15 protein-coding genes are annotated in these 19,105 nt (G+C 73.5%); 7 read left to right on the top strand and 8 right to left on the bottom strand.

The annotated features are described in order from the left end of the window. Positions 1 to 107 precede the first annotated feature (107 nt). Positions 108 to 1,349 carry a PP2C family protein-serine/threonine phosphatase gene (locus AXW62_RS26670; RefSeq protein ID WP_060946754.1) on the bottom strand — a complete coding sequence of 414 codons (1,242 nt, stop codon included), beginning with the start codon at positions 1,347 to 1,349 and terminating at the stop codon, positions 108 to 110. 260 nt (positions 1,350 to 1,609) lie between these two features. Here AXW62_RS26670 and AXW62_RS26665 point away from each other — a divergent pair, with 260 nt between their 5' ends. Together AXW62_RS26665 and AXW62_RS26660 are read left to right on the top strand one after the other, a co-directional pair. Next, complete coding sequence (locus AXW62_RS26665; RefSeq protein ID WP_252368745.1) at positions 1,610 to 2,134, top strand: trimeric intracellular cation channel family protein; 525 nt, start codon at positions 1,610 to 1,612, stop codon at positions 2,132 to 2,134. Further along, positions 2,131 to 3,387, top strand: coding sequence for an amidohydrolase (locus tag AXW62_RS26660; RefSeq protein WP_060946753.1), 1,257 nt, complete (start codon positions 2,131 to 2,133; stop codon positions 3,385 to 3,387). Before AXW62_RS26665 ends, AXW62_RS26660 begins: the two co-directional genes overlap by 4 nt. Positions 3,388 to 3,507: 120 nt before the next feature. Here the strand turns inward: AXW62_RS26660 and AXW62_RS26655 are convergent, their stop codons facing one another. From AXW62_RS26655 to AXW62_RS26645, 3 genes are all read right to left on the bottom strand, one after another. Beyond that, positions 3,508 to 4,431 carry an APH(6)-I family aminoglycoside O-phosphotransferase gene (locus AXW62_RS26655; protein WP_060946752.1) on the bottom strand — a complete coding sequence of 308 codons (924 nt, stop codon included), beginning with the start codon at positions 4,429 to 4,431 and terminating at the stop codon, positions 3,508 to 3,510. Between the two features lie 47 nt (positions 4,432 to 4,478). Then, positions 4,479 to 4,949, bottom strand: coding sequence for an SRPBCC family protein (locus AXW62_RS26650; protein WP_060946751.1), 471 nt, complete (start codon positions 4,947 to 4,949; stop codon positions 4,479 to 4,481). Positions 4,950 to 6,025: 1,076 nt separating this feature from the next. Beyond that, positions 6,026 to 6,742 (bottom strand): TetR/AcrR family transcriptional regulator, encoded by a 717-nt coding sequence (locus AXW62_RS26645; protein WP_060946750.1) that lies wholly within the window; start codon positions 6,740 to 6,742, stop codon positions 6,026 to 6,028. Between the two features lie 101 nt (positions 6,743 to 6,843). Between AXW62_RS26645 and AXW62_RS26640 the strand changes: the two genes are divergently transcribed. Further along, the gene (locus AXW62_RS26640) at positions 6,844 to 8,517 is read left to right on the top strand and encodes a CocE/NonD family hydrolase (protein ID WP_060946749.1); all 1,674 of its coding nucleotides are present in this window, start codon (positions 6,844 to 6,846) and stop codon (positions 8,515 to 8,517) included. Positions 8,518 to 8,905: 388 nt separating this feature from the next. Beyond that, a complete protein-coding gene (locus AXW62_RS26635) occupies positions 8,906 to 11,818 on the top strand; it encodes an alpha-glucuronidase family glycosyl hydrolase (RefSeq protein WP_060946748.1) in 2,913 nt (970 codons plus the stop codon). A gap of 236 nt (positions 11,819 to 12,054) precedes the next feature. On the opposite strand, the gene AXW62_RS26630 is transcribed toward AXW62_RS26635, so the two are convergent. Next, the gene (locus AXW62_RS26630; RefSeq protein WP_060946747.1) at positions 12,055 to 12,804 is read right to left on the bottom strand and encodes an SDR family oxidoreductase; all 750 of its coding nucleotides are present in this window, start codon (positions 12,802 to 12,804) and stop codon (positions 12,055 to 12,057) included. A 93-nt stretch (positions 12,805 to 12,897) separates the two neighbouring features. Here AXW62_RS26630 and AXW62_RS26625 point away from each other — a divergent pair, with 93 nt between their 5' ends. Beyond that, the gene (locus AXW62_RS26625) at positions 12,898 to 13,506 is read left to right on the top strand and encodes a TetR/AcrR family transcriptional regulator (RefSeq protein WP_060946746.1); all 609 of its coding nucleotides are present in this window, start codon (positions 12,898 to 12,900) and stop codon (positions 13,504 to 13,506) included. 198 nt (positions 13,507 to 13,704) lie between these two features. Here the strand turns inward: AXW62_RS26625 and AXW62_RS26620 are convergent, their stop codons facing one another. From AXW62_RS26620 to AXW62_RS26610, 3 genes are all read right to left on the bottom strand, one after another. Continuing rightward, positions 13,705 to 14,598: an NAD-dependent protein deacetylase gene (locus AXW62_RS26620; protein WP_060946745.1), complete on the bottom strand. Its 894-nt coding sequence runs from the start codon at positions 14,596 to 14,598 to the stop codon at positions 13,705 to 13,707. 773 nt (positions 14,599 to 15,371) lie between these two features. Beyond that, complete coding sequence (locus AXW62_RS26615) at positions 15,372 to 15,842, bottom strand: SRPBCC family protein (protein WP_060946744.1); 471 nt, start codon at positions 15,840 to 15,842, stop codon at positions 15,372 to 15,374. A gap of 135 nt (positions 15,843 to 15,977) precedes the next feature. After that, positions 15,978 to 17,282, bottom strand: coding sequence for a PP2C family protein-serine/threonine phosphatase (locus tag AXW62_RS26610; RefSeq protein ID WP_060946756.1), 1,305 nt, complete (start codon positions 17,280 to 17,282; stop codon positions 15,978 to 15,980). 446 nt (positions 17,283 to 17,728) lie between these two features. On the opposite strand from AXW62_RS26610, the gene AXW62_RS26605 reads away from it, so the two are divergent. Further along, entirely contained in the window at positions 17,729 to 18,466 is a 738-nt protein-coding gene (locus tag AXW62_RS26605) for a hypothetical protein (protein ID WP_060946743.1), read from the top strand. Positions 18,467 to 18,592: 126 nt separating this feature from the next. Next, the gene (locus AXW62_RS44910; protein ID WP_174556436.1) at positions 18,593 to 18,853 is read left to right on the top strand and encodes a hypothetical protein; all 261 of its coding nucleotides are present in this window, start codon (positions 18,593 to 18,595) and stop codon (positions 18,851 to 18,853) included. Positions 18,854 to 19,105: the final 252 nt, after the last annotated feature.

Here is a 19,105-nt window from a genome sequence, read left to right as displayed (position 1 = left end):
GTGCGGGGCGCGGTCGCCCGGGTGGCCCGGGTGGCCGGGGCGGCCGGGGCGGCCGGGATCGCCCGGGTGGCCGGGGTGGCGCGCTCGCTGTGCGGCCGGTGGCCGGTCTACAGGCGGACGATGACCAGGGCGATGTCATCGCATCCGCTGTCGGCCACGCCGAGGCTGGCGAGCAGGGCATCGGCCAGGCGGCAGGGGCTCAGACCGGCGTGGCGGGCGAGGGCGCCGGTGAGGCGGCGCAAGCCGGCGTCGATGTCCTCGTCGCGGCGTTCGATCAGCCCGTCGGTGTAGAGGACCAGGGTGTCGCCCGGGGTGTAGGCCACCGTGGCCTGGGCGCGCGTGGCCTGGCCGGTGACGACGCCCAGCGGAGGCTCGGTGGCCTGGTCGAGCAGGGAGACGGTGCCGTCCGAGCGGGACAGCGCGGGTGGCAGGTGGCCGGCGCTGGTGTAGGTGATGTGGCGGCGGCGGGTGTCGATGACGGCCTTGACCGCGGTCGTGGCCAGTGCGCCCTCGAAGGTACGGGCGTACCGGCACAGGACGTCCATCGCCTTGCCGGGTTCGTGGATGGCGCGGACGGCGGCCGACAGGGCGCTGCGCAGCATGCCCATGACGGCGGCGGCCTCCAGGCCGTGGCCGACCACGTCGCCGACCGCGACGGTGAAGGTGTCCTCGGACAGGTCCACCACGTCGTACCAGTCGCCGCATACGTTGAGCGACTGGGTGGCGGGCATGTAGCGCACGGCGATGTCGCGGTGCCCGGCGAGGTCCGGGGAGTGCAGCATGGCCTCCTGGAGGGTGAGGGCGGTCTGGCGTTCCCGGGCGTGGGCTTCGCGGAGTTCCTCGTTGAGGCGCTGGAGCTCCTGCGCCCGCGCGTACAGTTCGGCCTCCATCGCGCTCCGCTCCTCGCCCGGGTCGCCCGGTCGTGAGCGGGGGGATCGGGTCAGTACGAACTCGGTCATGTCCTCCACCCGGTGAATGATCCACTGGACCTCGCCGTCAGGTCCGAGGACGGGTGTGTTGATGGGCGACCACCACTTCACCTGGAACACTCCCGGGCGGCCGGACACCGGCACGTCGTACTTCTGCACCGCCATCGTGTCCGGTGCCCTCGAGCGCAGCACTCGCTGCAGGGAGGCGTTCAGATTGCGCACCCCGTTGGCCTCCGGGTCCGCCGGGTTGTCGGGATGAACCTCGAAGAGGTAGTGGCCGATCAGCTCGTCCCGGGTCCGGCCCGTGGCCCGCAGATACGCCTCGTTGACGTCGGCGACCACCAGATCGGGGGCCAACACCAGGTAGGGGCTGGGGGTGACGGCGAACAACGCCCGGTAGTCGATCCCCGGTGTGGTCACGCGCCCTCACCTGCCTCGTCCGTCGCTTTCATGGTAAAGGTCCCCATCTGTCCGGCCGGGGGCGGTTCAATTGTCGCCGATCGGCGCGTTGCCGAGGCTGCTCGGCCCCATGGTCTTCTCGCCATCCGCATGCCGGGTGCCCCGCTCCCGGGCGGGCTGGGCCGCGGGACGCGCAGGGCCTGGGGCTCGGCCGCCCGGTCCGGCGCGGCGGACCGGCCGTCGGCATCGTCTCCGGCCTCGGCGGGGGCATGATGCGGGACGTGCTGCTGCAGCACGGCACACCGGTCGCGCTCACCGACTACGCCTATCTGCTGACCTCCCTCGCCGGTATCACGGTCGCCTTCCTGGTCCTGATCAGCGAACAGCGCTGGAACCGGCTGTTCACCGCGCTCGACGCCGCCGTGATCGGGTTCTGGGCGGTCGCGGGCGCCAACAAGACGCTGGCGGTCGGCCTGGGCTGGCTCCCCGCCGTCCTGCTGGGCACCCTCACGGCCGTCGGCGGCGGCGCCCTGCGCGATGTCATCCTCGGCCGGATGCCCGCCGTCTTCGGCGGCAACGGCCTGTACGCCACCGTCGCCCTGGCCGTCGCCGCGGTCACGGTGCTCTGCTGGTACCTCGGCGTCCCCGGGATCGGCGTCGGCCTGGGCGTCACCCTGGCCCTGGTGCTGCGGCTCGCCGCCGTGCGCTACGGCTGGAACCTGCCCAGCGGTCTCGACTGGCGACGCCGCTCCCGTCCCGCCACCCGCCGCGGGGGAAAGTCCCGCTCGCGCAAGGAGTCTTCGTGACCAACCCAGCCCGTACCGTGCTGGCCGGCCTCGACGGCATCCGCTCCGACCTGGAGGACCTCTACAAGGATCTGCACAGACACCCCGAACTCGGCCTGCGGGAGCACCGCACGGCGAAGAAGGCGTCCGACGCCCTGCGGGGCTGCGGCTACGAGGTCACCGACGGCATCGGCGGCACCGGTGTGATCGGGGTTCTGGCCCGTGGTGAGGGCCCGGTCGTCATGGCCCGCGCCGACATGGACGCCCTCCCGGTGCGCGAGCGGACCGGTCTGCCCTACGCCTCCACGGCCACCGTGACCGGCGACGACGGCACCGAGCAACCAGTGATGCACGCCTGCGGTCACGACGTCCACGTGACCTGCCTGATCGGCTGCGCACGGCTGATGGCGCGGGCCGAGGACGCCTGGCGAGGCACCTTCGTGGCGCTCTTCCAGCCCTCGGAGGAGAACGGCGACGGCGCCGCCGCCATGATCGGCGACGGTCTGACGTCCGCGTCGCCCCGGCCCGATGTGGTATTCGCCCAGCACGTGCTGCCCTATCCGGCCGGCTATGTCGGCACCCGCTCCGGAGCGTTCCTGGCGGCCGCCGACAGCCTGCGCATCACCGTCCACGGCCGGGGTGGGCACGGCTCCATGCCCCAGGCCGCGGTGGACCCCGTGGTGATGGCCGCGATGATCGTCGTACGCCTGCAGACCATCGTCTCCCGGGAACTGGCCGCCACCACCCCCGCCGTCGTCACCGTGGGCAGCGTCCACGCCGGCACCGGCCCCAATGTCATCCCCGACCGCGCCGTCATCCAGCTCAACGTGCGCACCTACGACGACACCTCGCGCACCCGGGTCCTGCGGGCGATCGAGCGGATCGTTGTGGCGGAGTGCGAGGCGTCCCGGTCGCCGAGGGCACCCGAGATCGAGAAGATCACCGCCTTCCCGCCCACGGTCAACGACGAGGCGCCGACCAGGCGCGTCGCCGAGGCGTTCGCCGCCCACTTCGGCGACGACGCGCACACCATCGACCCGCAGACGGCCAGCGAGGACATGAGTGAGATCCCCAAAGCGTTCGGCGCGCCGTTCACCTACTGGGGGATCGGCGGCGCCGACCCCGACCGGTACGCCCGGGCCGCCCGGAACGGCACCATCGACCAGGACGTCCCGGTCAACCACAGCCCCACCTTCGCCCCCGTCCTCCAGCCGACCCTGGACACCGGTGTCAGTGCCCTGACGGTCGCGGCCCTGGCCTGGCTCGGTACGTGACAGCGGTCCCGCGACGGCCCGGTGGCCCGTGACGGCCTGGCGGCTTCCGGTCCCGGCGCGCCCGGCGCGCCGTGTGCCGACCGCCGGTACGGCCGCGGCACCTGTCGCCGGCGCGCGGCGTCAACGGTGCGGCAGCGACCGCGCGATGGCGACGGAGGACGGGGCGAGCGCGGTCTGGCCGTCCTCGAGGTCCCACAGCGAGTTCTGCAGCAGCCGCCCCAGCGTCCAGCCGGCCGCGCGGGCGCGGTCCAGGCCGAGGACCTCGGTGAGCAGGTCGAAGCGGCGCCGTACCACGCGTGCGGGATCGGCTTTCGCGACGACGTCGTCCCACCGGCTGTCCAGGGCCGGCCACAGGTCGAAGCCGGGATCCCCGGCGAGCGGCTCGGGATCGATGGCGAGCCACGGCTCACGCTCCGCGGCCAGGACGTTGTCGTAGTGCAGATCCCAGTGCAGCATCCGGTCGCCGGGCTCGCCGGCCAGCTCGGCCACCGCCGACGCCCAGCCACGCAGGAGCTGCCGGTCCGCCGGGTCGACCAGGGCCGTGACCGCCTGCGGAACCCGCTCCAGCATCTCGGTGGCGATGTCGCCGAGGCTCCGCAGCCCCGGCGGCGCCGGGACCGAGACCAGCCGCCCCAGCAGCCGCGCGAGAATGCTCATCGCCACGTCGTCGTCCTCGACCGAAGTGAGCGTGCGGGCACCGTTCAAGCGTTCCAGGAGCAGGGTGCCGCTCCCCGGATCGTGGTCCAGCAGCCGCACCATCCCCTCGCCGTTCCACGTCCGCAGCCCGATGAGCGCCGCGGTGGTCTCCTCCCTGGGCATCTGCAGCTTGAGGACCGCACCCGTGCCGTCCTTGCGCAGTACCGGCAGGACCAGCGAGGCTTCCCCCGCTCCGGCCTCGCCGTCCCGTCGCAGCTCCCAGCGGTCCAGGACGTGCGCGGCCAGCGCGGGCAGGGCCGCGATCCACGCCCTGCCTTCCTCGCCGAAGGCCCTGGCGTACGACGCCGCCAGGGGCTGTGGGACGTCGACCGCTCTCGACGCGCTCATACGGTTTCCTCCAGCGAAAGGCCGCGGCGGACGGGTCTGACCGCCTGTCAGCCGCGTCGGCCACCTCGGGCCGGTGGGACGTCCGGACCGGCGGCGTGCTCGGCGAGACCGGTCACCATGGCCTGCATGAAGCGGCGGAGGTACCGCTGGAAGACCCAGCGCGTCCCCGGGCGGGCCAGGTACGTGCCGTGCCAGCGGATCCTCGTTCCGCCTCCGGGCAGCTCATGCAGCTCGATGGTGGCGTGATAGTCGGCCATGTTCGAGTTTTCCACACCCTCGTACGCGAACCGGCGTCCGGGCTCGAGGGCGGTTATCCGTTCCCTGGTGACGGACTTCCCCGTACGGAAGGCGCGGATCGCCCCGACGCCGTCCCGGCCATCGGGTGAGAGGCCGTGCGACTGACCGGTCTCCAGTGCGTCGATACGCGACCATTCGGGCCAGCTTCGCGGGTTGAGCAGCAGCGTCCACACCGCGTCGGGCGGTGCCGCCGAGTCGGCCGTGACGTCGTAAGACTGCATTCCAGGACTCCTCATACCGGCCGGCGGTCGGCTCGGGGTTGGTCGGACAAGAGCGGGCGTACGGCCGTGCGGCCACCGTGGCGCCGATCGAGCACGCCCGCGATCGAGCTGCCGTTGCCGGTGCCGGCCGGGCGGGGTGGCGCGAAGTCTCCGGTCGGCTTCGGCAGGCGCACGCCGCCTGAGCGGATCCGTGGCACCCCGGGGGGGCCGGAACGCGCAGTCCGGTACTCGCCCGAACACCCCGGCCCCCGCGGTGCGCCCCGCGGCGCCGGCGGCGCGGCACGGTCATCGCTCGGCGGAGATCGGGGGCGTGAAGGGCGAAGGGGCCGACGTCCGACACCGGCTCCTCGCCCGGGGAACTGTCGATCACGGTGCCACCCTAGGGACGGGACGTCACCGGTGCCATGCGCGGAATTGCGGTACAGCGGTCGGGGATTGCGGTGGACGGAGGGGCCACGAGCCGGGTACGCCGGTCTCCCGCTCCGGCTCCTGCCGGTTCGTCCCGCCGGGTCGCATGGTGGCGGACCGGAGGGGCGCGAACCGTCGGCGGGACGAACGCCGCGGCCGGCGGCGGGGCCTCCGCGACGGACTGTTCCTGGGCGAGCCGGTACACCCTGCGCGTGGTGGGGTCGAACCGCGGCCAGGGCGCCGTGCCGTCGGTGGCGCACCGCAGCCAGATGCCGTGCCCACGGTCGGCGAGGTGGTGCGGAGGACCGGGTCCGGCCCATCCGCGCGGCCCGGTGACCGTCTCCAGGGTGTGCGAAGACGAAGGGGAGCCCAAGGCCGTGGGCCGCGCCGAGCCGCCCGCCGATGGCGGGGGAGTGCTACTCGTATGCGGGGAAGAACGTGCGGCCCCGTGGAAGCCGGGATCGTCGCGGCCGGCGGAACGAGGAACCGCCCGCGCCGCCGTGCGCGGGCGAGCCGCGGCCGGTCCTCGGGCGGGAGCGGCCGGCGAGGTCCGTCGGCTGACGCCGTGGGCACGTCGCCGCTGGGTGGAGGTCGGCCTGCGGTGGGGATGGCGCCGACGGCGTGCCGTGGGGCGGGGCGGGCGGGACGGCAGTCGCGGGTGCGCGGCATCAGCCGGTGTCGAGGCCGTCGATCAGACGGCTCAGGAACCGGGCGAAGGTGGAGTCGGGGGTGAGGGGGCGTCCGGGGGCCGAAAGGGCCTCGGCGAGTTCCGGGTGGCGGCCGTCGGCGGCGACAGCGGCGAGGTAGCGGCGCTCGGCCGCGGCCCGGTCCGGTGCTCGTGAGGCTGCCGCCTGCGCGATCTCATGGGTGACGTAGCCGGCCACGAATGCGGTGATCTGGGCGAAGATCTCCAGCTTCGACGCACCGTCCAGCCCGGTGGGCCGCAGAACGGCGAGCGCGTGTTCCAGGAAAGCCAGGGTGTTGGGGCCCGGAACGCGATGGGTGGACAGGGCGGCGGGCAGCCAGGGGTGGCGCAGCATGTGGGCGCGCTGCAGGTGGGCCACGGTCTTCAGATCGGCGCGCCAGTCGCCGCTGGGCGGGTCCGTGACCGTGAGTTCGCCGCTGACGTGGTCGACCATCAGGTTCAGCAGCGTCTCCTTGTCGGGGGCGTAGCTGTAGAGCGACATGACGCCCGCTCCGACCTCGGCGGCCACCCGCCGCATGGTGACCGCGTCGAGTCCTTCCGCGTCCGCCAGCTCGACGGCTGCCGCGATGATCGCCTCCCGGCTGAAGGAGGGTCTGCGGCCCCTGCGGGGCTCGGCGGGACGCAGCCAGAGCTGTTCCGGATCGACGCCCTGGGCACCGGACTTTCCGTCACTGGGCACGGCCTCGTGCTCCTTCCCCGGGGTGTTGAGGCGGCTCTTGCGAAGGCCATCCAAACATCCTCTATTCTCGTACATCGTACGAGAATTTCAGGAGGGGAACGATGCCATCACGCACGCCCGACGCCGACGCCGGACCGGCCTGGACGCCACCCGCCGGAAAACCGCCGTTGTCCTCCCGGATGATGAGGGCGACCTGGCGAGGTCTGCCGGCCAGACGGCACGAGGTCGGATGGGAGCCGGGGCTGGTGGTGCCGGCCGCCGACGGCAGCCCGCTGCTCACTGACCACTACTTTCCGCGCGCCCGGGGCGACTTCCCCACCCTTCTGGTCCGCTCGCCCTATGGCCGGGGCCTGCCGTGGTCACCCCAGTACGGCCTGCTCTTCGCCGAACAGGGTTTCCACGTGGTCCTGCAGAGCTGCCGCGGCACCGGCGGTTCGGGCGGCGTGTTCGACCTGTGGCGCAACGAGGCCGCCGACGGCCAGGCCGCGGTGTCCTGGCTGCGGACACGACCCTGGTTCGACGGAACACTGGGGACCGTCGGCCCCAGTTACCTCGGCTACGTGCAATGGGCCCTCGCGTCGGACCCGCCGCCGGAGCTGAAGGCAATGGTGGTGCAAGTAGGGCTGCACGATCCCTACGCCCTGTTCCACGCGGACGGCGCGCTCCGCCTGGAGAACGCCCTCGCCGTGGGCGCGGGCATGCACTACCAGCACCAGGGCATGGCGCCGTTCCTCCGGGCGACGCTGCGTCTGCAGCGCCGCCTGCGCGACGTCACCACCGCGCTGCCCCTGCGTCGAGCATACGTGACAGCCCTCGGGAGCGAACTGCCCTGGCTGGACGAGGTGATGACACACCCGGACGCCAAGGCGGCCTACTGGCGCGGCGCGTCGCTGGCGGAGTCGGCGGAGCGGTCCCGCGTGCCCACCGCTCTGATCACCGGATGGCACGACGCACTGGCCGACCAGACCTTCGAGCAGTACGACCGGCTGCGCCGGGCCGGTTGTGAGACCGCCCTGCTCGTCGGCCCCTGGACGCACACGTCCGCCTTGCAGCGAGGGTGGCCGGAGGTGTTCACCGAGAGCCTCGCGTGGCTGCGCGCCCACCTGTACGCCGACCCCTCCGGCTTGCGTCCCACCGCGGTGCGTGTGCACATCGGCGGCGAAAACACCTGGCGGGACCTCCACGACTGGCCGCCGGCCGCGGCAACCACCTCGTGGTACCCCCTCCCCGGCGGGCATCTCACCCAGCAGGCCCCCGTGGACTCCGCGCCCGTGACGGCGTTCCGCTACGACCCGGCCGACCCCACCCCCTCCCTCGGCGGCCAGCTGCTCTCCCGCACCGCCGGGCCCCGGGACAACGGCACCCTGGAGGCCCGGGACGACGTCCTGACGTTCACCGGTCCACCACTGACCGAGCCCATGGACATCCTGGGCCCCGTCACCGCACGGCTGAGCGTCTCCACGGACACCGGACACGCCGATGTCTTCACCCGCCTGTGCGATGTGGACCCGCAGGGCCGCTCCGTCAACGTCTGCGACGGGCTGGGGCGGCTTCGGACGACCGGCCCCGCGCCCGCGCAGGTCACCGTGTCGATGAGTGCCACCGCCCATCACTTCGCCGCTGGTCACCGCATCCGCTGGCAGATCAGCGGAGGCGCCCATCCGCGCTACGCCCGCCATCCCGGCACCGGTGAGTCGCCGCTGGACGCCACCACCTTCGCGCCGGTACGCATCACCGTCCACACGGACTCGGCGCTGATGCTCCCCCGCAGCTGAGGGCCCGCGTCGTTCCTCTGCTCTCCGGTGCTCTGCGGGGAACGACTGACGGAGCCGGGCCGTCCGGCCCGGCTCACCCCCCACGTGCTCCTCGCCGTCCGGGCTACGTGGTGGTGGCCGTGGCCCCAAGGACGCGATGTGCTTTTCTGGTCGGTCCTGTTGACAGTTGTCGTGTGGCGTGTGACGGTTGCGGGGCCTGGTTGCTCGTCAGCCCCCGCCTGTCCCGCGAAGCGCGACGATGGCTCCAACCGCCCGCCCCGCAAGGCCAGTCGGGGCGAGAGCGTCGTCGTTCTGGTTCCGGCCCCCCGGATTCCGGCCGCGTACCGCGGGCCGGGTCAAGAGGCCCTGGGTGTGCGCACTGTTCGTCCGCCGACGGAAAGTGGGAATCATGAGCTCAGGAATACCTCGCCGCAGCGTCCTGACCGCGGCTGCCGTGAGCGGCGCGGTCGGCACCGTCGCGTCCTCCGCACCGGCCTCGGCGCAGGCGCGTCGTGACCCCGCGCCGCCCGCGGGCGCGCTCCCCGCCGAGGACGGCTACCAGCTGTGGCTGCGCTACCCGCGGGTGGACGACCCCGGATGGCTCAGGCGCTACCGGGCCGCCCTGGGCTCCCTGGTCTGGCAGGGGGGCGGCGCGCTCCAGCGGTCGGCGGTCGACGAGTTGGTCAGGGGGCTGACCGGCCTCCTCGGCACCCGGGTGACCGCGCGTGCGTCCGCGCCGTCGGGGCCGGCCCTGGTGGTCGGCACCCCGGCCGGCTCCGACCTGGTCCGGACCCTCGTCCCCGCCTCCGACCTCACCGGGCTGGGGGAGGAGGGCTATGTGATCCGCCAGGTCCACAAGCGCGGCAGGACCTGGACCGTGGTGGCCGCGCGGGCCGACCGCGGTGTCCTCTACGGCGCCTTCCACCTGCTGCGGCTGGTGCAGACCCGCCGGCCGATCGAGCACGTCGACATCACGGAGTCCCCGGCCGCCCCGCTGCGGCTGGCCAACCAATGGGACAACATGGACGGCTCGATCGAGCGGGGCTACGCCGGCCGGTCCATCTTCCACTGGGACCGGCTGCCGCAACTGGAGGACCGGTACACGGACTACGCCCGTGTGCTGGCCTCCCTCGGCCTCAACGGCGCGGTCATCAACAACGTCAACACGACCGCGGAGTACCTCAGCGCCGGTTTCCTCGGCAAACTCGCCGCGCTGGCGGGCGTGTTGCGGCGCTACGGCGTGGCCCTGTACGTCACCGCGAACTTCGCCGCCCCCATCGACCTGGGCGGGCTCGGCACGGCCGACCCCTTCGACCGGGGCGTGCGGACCTGGTGGGAGAGAAAGGCCGCGGAGATCTACGAGAAGATCGAGGACTTCGGGGGCTTCCTCGTCAAAGCCAACTCCGAGGGCCGGCCCGGGCCGCTGGACTACGGACGCACCCACGCCGACGGGGCGAACCTGCTCGCCCGGGCGCTGAAGCCGCACGGCGGCATCGTGATGTGGCGGGCGTTCGTGCACGACAGCGACCAGGAGTGGGACCGGCAGGGCTACCGCGATTTCGTGCCGCTGGACGGGAAGTTCGAGGACAACGCGGTGGTGCAGATCAAGAACGGGCCGATCGACTTCCAGGTCCGCGAGCCCGCCCACCCGCTCTTCGGGTCGCTGCCCCACACCAACTCGATGATCGAACTACAGGTGACACAGGAGTACACCGGCCACGTCACGCACCTGTGCTACCTGGTGCCGCAGTGGAAGGAGTGCCTGGACTTCGACACCCTCAAGGCGGGCCCGGGAAGCACGGTGGCGCGTGTGGTGAGCGGCCGCGTCCACCTGTACCCGCTCTGCGGATTCGCCGGTGTGATGAACTTCGGCGACGACAGGAACTGGACCGGATCGCACCTGGCCGCCGCCAACACCCACGGCTACGGACGGCTCTCCTGGAACCCGGACCTGTCCGCGCGGGACCTGGCCGCCGAGTGGACCCGGATGACCTTCGGCAACGACCCACACGTCGTCACGACGGTCTCGGAACTGCTCCTGGGCTCCTGGCGCACCTACGAGGACTACACCTCGCCGTTGGGCACCGGATATCTGACCCATCCGCCCGACGGCTCGGTGACCGGGCACCTGGACCCCAGCCCGACCACGACCACGCAGTTCCACCGCTCGGACGGCGAGGGCATCGGCTACGACCGGACGGCCGCCACCGGCGACGGATTCACCGAGCTGTACGCGCCGGCCGTGCGCGACGCCTACGAGTCGCCCGCGGACTGCCCCGAGGAACTCCTGCTGTTCCTGCACCACGTGCCCTACACACACCGGCTGGACGACGGCACGACCGTGATCCAGCACATCTACGACACCCACTTCTCCGGCGCGCGGCGCGTGCGGCGGATGCGCGAGGAGTGGGACGCCCTGCGCGGCCGCGTCGACCACCGGCGGCTCGCGGACGTGCACCGCCGGTTCGGCGACCAGATGGCCGCGGCCGGCCAGTGGAGGGACACCCTGGTCGCCTACTGGTTCGGCCTGAGCCGGATCCGCGACGAGCACCGCGCCTGGCTCCAGGCCGCCATCGACCCGGCCGACGCCGTGCTGATCGGCGGTCGGCGCAACGACGTGCCGGTGCGGGTCGCCAACGCGACCGGATCCGGACTGCGTGCCGTCACCTCGGCCGAGGTCCCCGACGGCTGGCAGGCCGAGCCGGTCACCCACTTCGTGGCGGCAGGTGACGCACGGACGGTGGCGGTGGCCGTCGTCCCGCCGGTGACCCCCTGCCTCGCCCCCGTCCGGGCGCGTCCGGCCTCCGGCAGGGTGGCGGTGCTCGATTCCTCGCTGCTCGCCGAGGCGCAGGCGGTGGTCACCCCGCCCGCCTCCCGCTGCGTGCACGCGCTGGACGCCGGGACCAGCTCCTCGCCGCTGCTGGAGGACTACACCCGTCTTTCGCCCGCCGACACCTGGCGCGAGGGCGCGGACTTCGGCTGGGTCGGCGCCGCGCCCGCCGCCTCGGACGGCGGCCGGCCCGATGTCCTCCGCCGAGACTACGTCCGGGGCAGCGCCCCGGCCGTGCTGCGGCTGAGACTGCCCGCGGGCCCCTGCACCGCCTACCTGCTCACAGGAGACCCCAACACCTTCACGCGTACGCTGATCGTCCGCGTGGACGGGGTCGAGCGGGCCCGCGGCGACGAACTCACCGGCAGACGGTTCCAATGGCTGCGGGTCCCCCTCGACGGCGGCTCCTCCGGCCGGGAGACGGACCTGGAACTGTCCGCCAAGCCCCGTGAGACGTGGCATCTGGGCGCCTGCGTCGTGCTGACCGACTGACCGCACCGAGCCCCCGGCCCCTTCCGCTCCGGCCGCCGCCGGGCCGATCAGGGTGCCGCCGCCGGGCCGAGCAGGGTGGGCTGCCCGGCCCGTGCGCGGGCCCGGCCCATACGTGATCGGGCCGTCCGGGCCGGGCGGAAGCGGCGTCGGCACCTCCGGCCGCCGGGGCGGTCGTCGCCTCGGCGTCGTCCCGGATCGTCGCCGGGGGTGACCGCGCGGCGGATGCGGTCCACGGGTCAGATCTGGTTCTCGCCGCCGTCGACGTACAGGTTGGCGCCGAGGACGAAGCTGCTGTCGGCGGAGGCGAGGAACGCCACGGCCGCGGCGACCTCCTCCGGGCGCCCCATCCGGCCGATCGCCGCGGTGGTGGCGAGGTGCGCCTTGACGTCGGTCGCGTTCTCCTCACCGAAGAGGGCCGTGATGCCGGGGGTGTCGATCGGGCCCGGGGAGATCGCGTTGACCCGGATGTCGCGGTCCTTGAGCGTGTTGGCCCAGGTCCGCGCGAAGGACCGGACGGCGGCCTTGGACGCGGCGTACAGGCTGAACGCCTCTCTGCCCTTGTCGGCGGCGGTGGAGGCGTTGAGGATCACCGAGGCGCCCCGGTTGAGCAGCGGCAGCGCCTTCTGCACGGTGAACAGCGTGCCGCGCACGTTGACACCGAAGACGAGGTCGTAGTCCTCCTCGGTGATCTGCCCCAGCGCCGCCAGCGAGGCGGTCGCCGCGTTCGCGAAGACCGCGTCCAGGCCCCGGCCCCGGGCCCGGACGGCGTCGTACAGCCGGTCCAGGTCGGCCGGGTTCGCGATGTCCCCGGGCACCGCGGTGGCCCGCGCCGGGCCGATGGCCGCGACGGCGGCGTCCAGCTCGGCCTCGCGCCGGCCGGTGATGAACACGTGCGCGCCCTCCGCCGCCAGCCGTACGGCGGCGGCCAGGCCGATCCCGGTGCCGCCGCCGGTGACGACGGCGGTCTTGCCTTCCAGCTGCCCCATGGGGAACCTCCTCAGATTTAAGTACCGGTCGGTACTGAATGAGGACCGCACCACTTCCGCATCGGTCGGTACAGAAGTCGTAGGATGGGGCGCATGGAGACGCAGCGGAGGGCGCCGATCGGCCGGCCGAGGGGATTCGACACCGACGAGGCCCTCGAGCAGGCCATGCGGGTCTTCTGGGAACGGGGTTACGAAGGCGCCAGCCTCACCGACCTGACCAGCGCCATGGGCATCACCCGCACCAGCATGTACGCGGCCTTCGGCAACAAGGAGGACCTGTTCCGCAAGGCGCTGGAGCGGTACGCCGAGGGCCCCGCCTCGTACGGGGCCCGGGCCCTGCGGGAACCGACCGCCCGGCAGGTGGCCACCGCCTTCCTCACCGGCTCCGTCCGGGCCACCACCCGCCCCGGCTGCCCGGCCGGGTGTCTCGGCGTCCAGGCGTCCCTCGCCGCCGGTGAGACCGGACGCGCCGCACGGGACGCCCTCGTCGCCTGGCGCAACGAGGGCACCGCCCACCTCCAGGACCGGTTCCGGCAAGCCGTCGACGAAGGCGACCTGCCCCCGGACTCCGACCCCGGAGTGCTCGCCCGCTACCTCATGACCGTGGCCAACGGCATCGCCGTCCAGGCCGCCAGCGGCGCCACCCGGGACGACCTCCAGCGGGTCGCCGACGCGGCCCTGCGGAGCTGGCCACCCGCCTGAGGGACCGAGGCCGGTCGGGGGCCCGCCCGAGGGCGTGGCCGGTCGGTCGCCGGCCCGGCCCCTCCCGCCCGGTGCGGCGCGCCGCATCGGGTGCCGGTTCCGCCCGGTGGCCGGGGTCCGGCACGCTCCAACGACCCGTACCACCACGGGCGTTAGCAGACCGGTTGACGACCGGGCGCGCGCCCGGCCGTGGCCGCGTCATACCCCTGCTGGCCCAGGGGTGCCGAGCCGGCCGGCCACGGCGGTGAGGGCCGTTCCCAGCGGGAGCGCGACCCGGGTGACGGCGTGCCGGTCGCCCCGGGTCGGGTCCAGGTTGACGATCAGCACCGGTTTCCCGGCCCGGGCCGCCTGGCGGACGAACCGGAGCCCGGACATCACCGTCAGCGAGGAGCCCAGGACCAGCAGTGAGGCCGCCTCACGGACCAGCTCGCGGCAGTGCTCGACCCGCCGGGGCGGAACGGCCTCGCCGAAGAAGACCACATCCGGCTTGAGGACGCCGCCGCAGACCGCGCAGGGCACCACGCGGAAGTCCCCGACCTGTTCGTCGGTGAGGTCGGCGTCACCGTCCGGGTTGATTCCGGCGGCCACCGGCTCGAACCCCGCGTTGGCCTCCTCCAGCCGCCGGGCGAGTTCGCGGCGCGGGCTGAGGGCGCCGCAGGAAAGGCAGACGACCCGGTCCAGGCTTCCGTGGAGTTCCACGACGTCCTCGCTGCCGGCGGCCTGGTGCAGGCCGTCGACGTTCTGGGTGATCACACCCGAGAGCAGGCCGTGCCGCGCGAACGCGGCCACGGCCCGGTGCCCGGAGTTGGGGCGGGCACGGCCGAAGGTGCGCCAGCCGAGGTGGCTGCGCGCCCAGTACCGGCGCCGGGCCTGGGCAGTGGCGGTGAAGTCCTGGTAGGTCATCGGGGTGTGCCGGTTCAGGCTCCCGCCCTCGCCCCGGTAGTCGGGGATGCCCGACTCCGTGGAGAGGCCCGCCCCGCTGAGCACCAGCACACCGCCGGTGCTCAGCGCCTCGGCGACCGGCTCCAGATCCGTGCTGCCCGGCGGCAGGTCCTCGGTGGGGGTCCAGCTCAAAGTGGGGCGCATGCGCATGACGCCAGGGTACGGAACGGGCTGCCGCTGCCCGCTGCCCGCTGCCCGCTGCCGCCTCCGGCGTCGTCGGCGCCGCCCCGGAACGCGCGTCGAGGCGCACCAGCGGGGCGTCGCCCGACCGCGCGATCGTGCGGACGCGGATGGACAAGCTCCGGCGCGCGCCGCCGTGGCCGACCCGGCGACGGTACGGCACGCCACCGCCCCACGGGTCGCGGCACGCCACCGCCCCACGGGCCGTGACGTGGCCAAGCGTCACCCTGGAGCAGGCGGTGGCTGCCGCCTCACCGGCCTGACGGCGCATCAGGAACAACGGCTGCGCCGAGCGCGCTACCACCGAGCGGCGCGGGCCGTCATCGCCCGCCTCGCCATGGAGCGTGCGGGGGAGGGGTGCGGCCGCCGCGTCGCGTTCCCCGCCGCCATGTCGTCGCGGACGGCGGCCGCGGGGCGGTCGCCCTCCGGCTCGGCGTTCGACTGGGCGCCGGCCGTAGTCGCCCGGCGGCGTGCCGGACCGGCCGATGGCCCGCAGGGTCGCTTACGAGGTGGCCCGCCGGTACCCGGACGCCCACGGAACCGTCGCGCGTCGGCGAGGAGTCCGGCCCGGACACCACCGCGTCCGTCCCGCTGCGTCGGCCGGTACCGCGAGCCCTGTGCGTGAACCGCGCACCGCCCCGCCGCCGCACCTCCGGCCCCGGCGCCGGAGGTGCTGGGGTCAGGACCGCCGGCCGCTTCTCGACGACGTGGCCGGGCCCGGGGCCAGCCCAACGGCAACGGAGTCAGCCGGCCGCTTCTTCGACGTAGGACGCCAGGTTGGCCAGCGAGGAGGCGATCCCGGCCTCGTGGGCCGCCCGGTCGATGCCGGGTGGCACGTCCGTGGCGGTGACGGTCACCTCGGTCCCCTCGCCGGTGGCGGCGAACTCCCAGGTCATCGTCATGGTGCCCGCGTACGACGGGTCGTCCGTCCCGAACACCGCGCGCTGTACCACGCGCTCGGGCGGCACCAGCTCGGCGAACCCGACGTCGACGACATCCGTCGCATCCGAGGTCTTCCCGGGGCTGCCGGTGGGGTCGAGGTAGGTGAGGACCATGCGGAACCCGCCACCGGGCCGGGGGTCCCATCGCTCGATCCGCCCGCGCATGCCGTCCGGCGGCAGCCAGACCTCGAGGGACCGCCGGTTGAGGAGAGCGCCGTAGACGGTCGCCGGTGGCGCCGCGATCACCCGGCCGGCGCGGTCAATCCTTCCCATGGGCCGATTCTAGGGCCGAGGTCCCGCCGGGCCCGATGCCGGAAAGGGTTCCCGCCGGGCCCGATGCCGGGAAAGGTTCCCGCCGGGCCCGGCTCGCTCGTTCGATACCGGCCCGGCGGCCTCCTCGGTGGTCAGTCAGCGTCGTGCCGCGGTGGGTGCGGGCTGGGAGAGGCCGACGAGGGCTTCGGCCTCGCCGGGGTCGAAGGGGGTGGGTCCGTGCCAGTGGAGCAGGAGGATGGTGGCGTCGTCGGTGAGGTGTCCGTGGTGGTAGTCGAGGATGCTGTGGACGAGCCGGCGCAGGGTTTCGGGAATGGACATCCCGTCCGTGAGGTGCGTGGTGATGAAGTCGATGAAGCGGTCGAGCCCGAACTCGCGGCCGGTAGGGTTGCGGGCCTCGGTGATGCCGTCGGTGTAGGCCACGATCTGGTCCCCGGGGTGGAGCTGGGCGCGGCACAGCAGGGTTTCCTGGCCCAGGTCGGTGCCGAGCGGTGGACCGGGGTCGCACACCAGGTGGGCGTTGCGGTGGTCGGGGTGGAAGAGGACCGGTGGGGGATGGCCGCGGTTGACCCAGGAGAGCATGCCGGTGCGGGTGTCCAGATCGGCGAGGACGGCGGTGGTGTAGCGGGTGCCTCCGAACTGCTCGGTCAGCACGTCTTCGATGTGGTCGGCGGTGGCGACCAGATCGGCGCCCTGGCGCCGGCTGTTGCGGCAGGCGGCCACCGCCAGGTTGGCGGTGACCCCGGCCGGGGTGTCGTGCCCCATGGCGTCGAAGATTCCCAGGTGAACGACGCGGTCGGCCACCGCGTAGTCGAAGGCGTCCCCGCTGACCTGGTAGGCGGGCTCCAGCACGGCGCTGAGCACCACCTGGTCACTGGCGAACGTCAGCGGCGGCATCAGGTGCCACTGCATCTCGGCGGCCACGTTCATCGGCTGGGTACGCACCAGCCGGGCGTAGGAGTCGCTGAGCGCGCGTTTGCTGACCACGAGCAGCCCGATCAGGTCCGCGAGGGCCTGCAGGTCGGCGAGTGTCTGCTCGTCGCCGTCCTGGCTGGTCACACCGAGTACGCCGAGTCGCTCGGCGCCGTGCCGCAGCGGCACCCACCACCGGTGCGCCGGCACGCCGGCCTGCGGAACCGGGGGGTCGGGGCCTGGTGGGTCGGGCTGGACCAGCCCGAGCTGGTAGGCGCTACCCGCCGCGGTGCCCTCGATCCGCAGTTCGCAGGACCGGCCGCTGCCGTCCGTCCCCCCGGCGTCCGGGCCGCGGCCGGTGAGCCGGAACAGCACGTCCTGTTGCAGGTCGGACACGTAGATGAACACATCGCGCAGGCCCACGGTCCGCGCGTGCCGGGACACGTACGCCGGTAGCTGTTCGATGCAGGTCATATGGCTGTCGGCGAGGATGCCACGCAACATCCGGCTGCAGTCGATCACCCCGGCCATGATCACGCCTTCTCCTGGTTTCCGACGCGCGTCCGCGATAACCCGTCCGGTCGAAGCGCGACGGTCGAACACCGAGCAGCCGGCCATCGGGCGAAGACGAGGCGCTCTGCGGACGCCTCGCTTGAACGTAGGGTTTCGCTTCTGTCATCAAGCCTGTCCCCATCCGGCGCCGTGCACCAGTGCCGGATGCCGGGAACGGCCGGGAACCCTGCCCGCCGCCCCCGGGCCGGTGATCACATCCCGGCCTCGGTCGCGGTGGGGCGGTACGGGAGGACTGCGGCGGGCCGGTACGGGGCGACCGCGGCGGCGGGCCGCCGCCGCCCTCGGACGCCACCGGGCCACGCCGCGACAGTCCGGGAGGCCCGCTCTACGGTGGATGGTGCGTCACGGGTGGACTGTGCCTCTCCACGCCGATTTCCGACCCACGGGCAGCGAGGTCGTGTGCGATGAGCGAAGCGGAGCGCGACGGCGACGGGTTCGTCGACGAGGAAGAGCGGGACGGCCCGGAGAGCACGTACGGGGACGAGCGGGACGAGGAACCGCGCGAAGGTGAGTTCCTCCCCGCGGGTGAGGAGAGCGGTCGGAGCCCGGATGTCCTGCTCGACGTCCCCCGCCTCGATGTCGATGAGATCAGCGTCGAGGTGGAGAACCTGCGCGCCCGTGTCTCCCTCCAGGCGGAGGTCCTGGACCTGCTCAAGCTGAACGTCGGTGCCGATGTCGACCTCGGGCGCGTCAATCTGGAGATCAAGGGGGTGGAGGCCCAGGCGCTGCTGAAGGTGCGGCTGGACAACGTCGCGCGGATTGTCGGGCGGGTACTGCGCACCATCGACGAGAACCCGCGGATCCTGGAGCACATCACCAAGGGGGCCGGAGCCGCGGTGGGGGACATCGGCGGCGGAGCCGGGCGGGCGGTCGACGAACTGGGACGTGGGACGGGTGAGGCGGCCGAAGGGCTCGGCAGGAGCGCGGGGAGCGCCGTGCGGGACGTGGGGAAGGCCGCGGACGAGTCCGCGCGGGGCCTCGGCAAGGCGGTGCGCGGTGCGGAGAAGAGTGCCCGGAGGTCCAGCGGGTCCGCGGGATCGGCTGCCGAGGACCCGGCCGACGCCGCCGGGCCGACCGCGCGGCGGCCGAGACGTGAGGCGGAGCGCGGGCAGACCAGGAAGCGCACGGCTGAGCCGCCTTGAACCGTCACGACGGCGGACATCTCCTTCGTCTCCGCCACGCGGGCATCCGATCTCCGCTTCCGGAACGAGCCGCAGGCGCGGGTGAGCTTCCACGGCACCCCCGGCCGCCGGTCGACATCACGCAGTGTGCGGAGAAACCTGCCCGAGCGCGTGCGGGCGGGGGCCGCCTACCGGGACGTCCATGTCGGCTACACGCTCGCCACGACCTCCACCGGCGGCACCGGGGACGTAACCGAACGCCGCACGCTCGGCGATCCCACTCCGGGCGGCGATGGTGCGGCCCGTGCGGAGGGTGCGGCGGCGGAGAGCGGACGCGCCCGCAGGGCCCCCGGCCACGCGGCAGCCCGGGACGACCGGGACGACGAGCGGGAAAACGGACGTGAGTAGCCTCTTCGGCCGCGGCGGCGCCGCTGTGACCGGCGCGTCCGTGGTGCCGCGCCGCCCTTGCGGCAGGTCCGGAGCGGTGTTCCCACCCGGGGCGCCGTTCCGGCATGGGGACGTGGGCCTCGGGCACCGCGTCCCTGTTCCTGCCGGGCGGCCTGACCGGAAGACGACCCCGCCGGTCCCTCCCCAACCGTCCGAGAGCCGGGCTCGGGCCGGCTCACCGGGGAGCCGGCCCGAACCCGTACCGCCGCTCGC

Source organism: Streptomyces hygroscopicus subsp. hygroscopicus (genome assembly GCF_001553455.1).
Classification (GTDB): Bacteria; Actinomycetota; Actinomycetes; order Streptomycetales; family Streptomycetaceae; genus Streptomyces; species Streptomyces hygroscopicus.
This window is presented reverse-complemented; position numbering and strand designations above follow the sequence as displayed.

Excerpts from the sequence above, each read along its gene's own strand:
- AXW62_RS26615 (WP_060946744.1), bottom strand. The coding sequence starts at position 15,842 with ATGGGAAGGATTGACCGCGCCGGCCGGGTGATCGCGGCGCCACCGGCG.
- AXW62_RS26655 (WP_060946752.1), bottom strand. The coding sequence starts at position 4,431 with ATGAGCGCGTCGAGAGCGGTCGACGTCCCACAGCCCCTGGCGGCGTCG.
- AXW62_RS26620 (WP_060946745.1), bottom strand. The coding sequence starts at position 14,598 with ATGCGCATGCGCCCCACTTTGAGCTGGACCCCCACCGAGGACCTGCCG.
- AXW62_RS26610 (WP_060946756.1), bottom strand. The coding sequence starts at position 17,282 with ATGGCCGGGGTGATCGACTGCAGCCGGATGTTGCGTGGCATCCTCGCC.
- AXW62_RS26635 (WP_060946748.1), top strand. The coding sequence starts at position 8,906 with ATGAGCTCAGGAATACCTCGCCGCAGCGTCCTGACCGCGGCTGCCGTG.
- AXW62_RS26650 (WP_060946751.1), bottom strand. The coding sequence starts at position 4,949 with ATGCAGTCTTACGACGTCACGGCCGACTCGGCGGCACCGCCCGACGCG.
- AXW62_RS26605 (WP_060946743.1), top strand. The coding sequence starts at position 17,729 with ATGAGCGAAGCGGAGCGCGACGGCGACGGGTTCGTCGACGAGGAAGAG.
- AXW62_RS26640 (WP_060946749.1), top strand. The coding sequence starts at position 6,844 with ATGCCATCACGCACGCCCGACGCCGACGCCGGACCGGCCTGGACGCCA.
- AXW62_RS26630 (WP_060946747.1), bottom strand. The coding sequence starts at position 12,804 with ATGGGGCAGCTGGAAGGCAAGACCGCCGTCGTCACCGGCGGCGGCACC.
- AXW62_RS26625 (WP_060946746.1), top strand. The coding sequence starts at position 12,898 with ATGGAGACGCAGCGGAGGGCGCCGATCGGCCGGCCGAGGGGATTCGAC.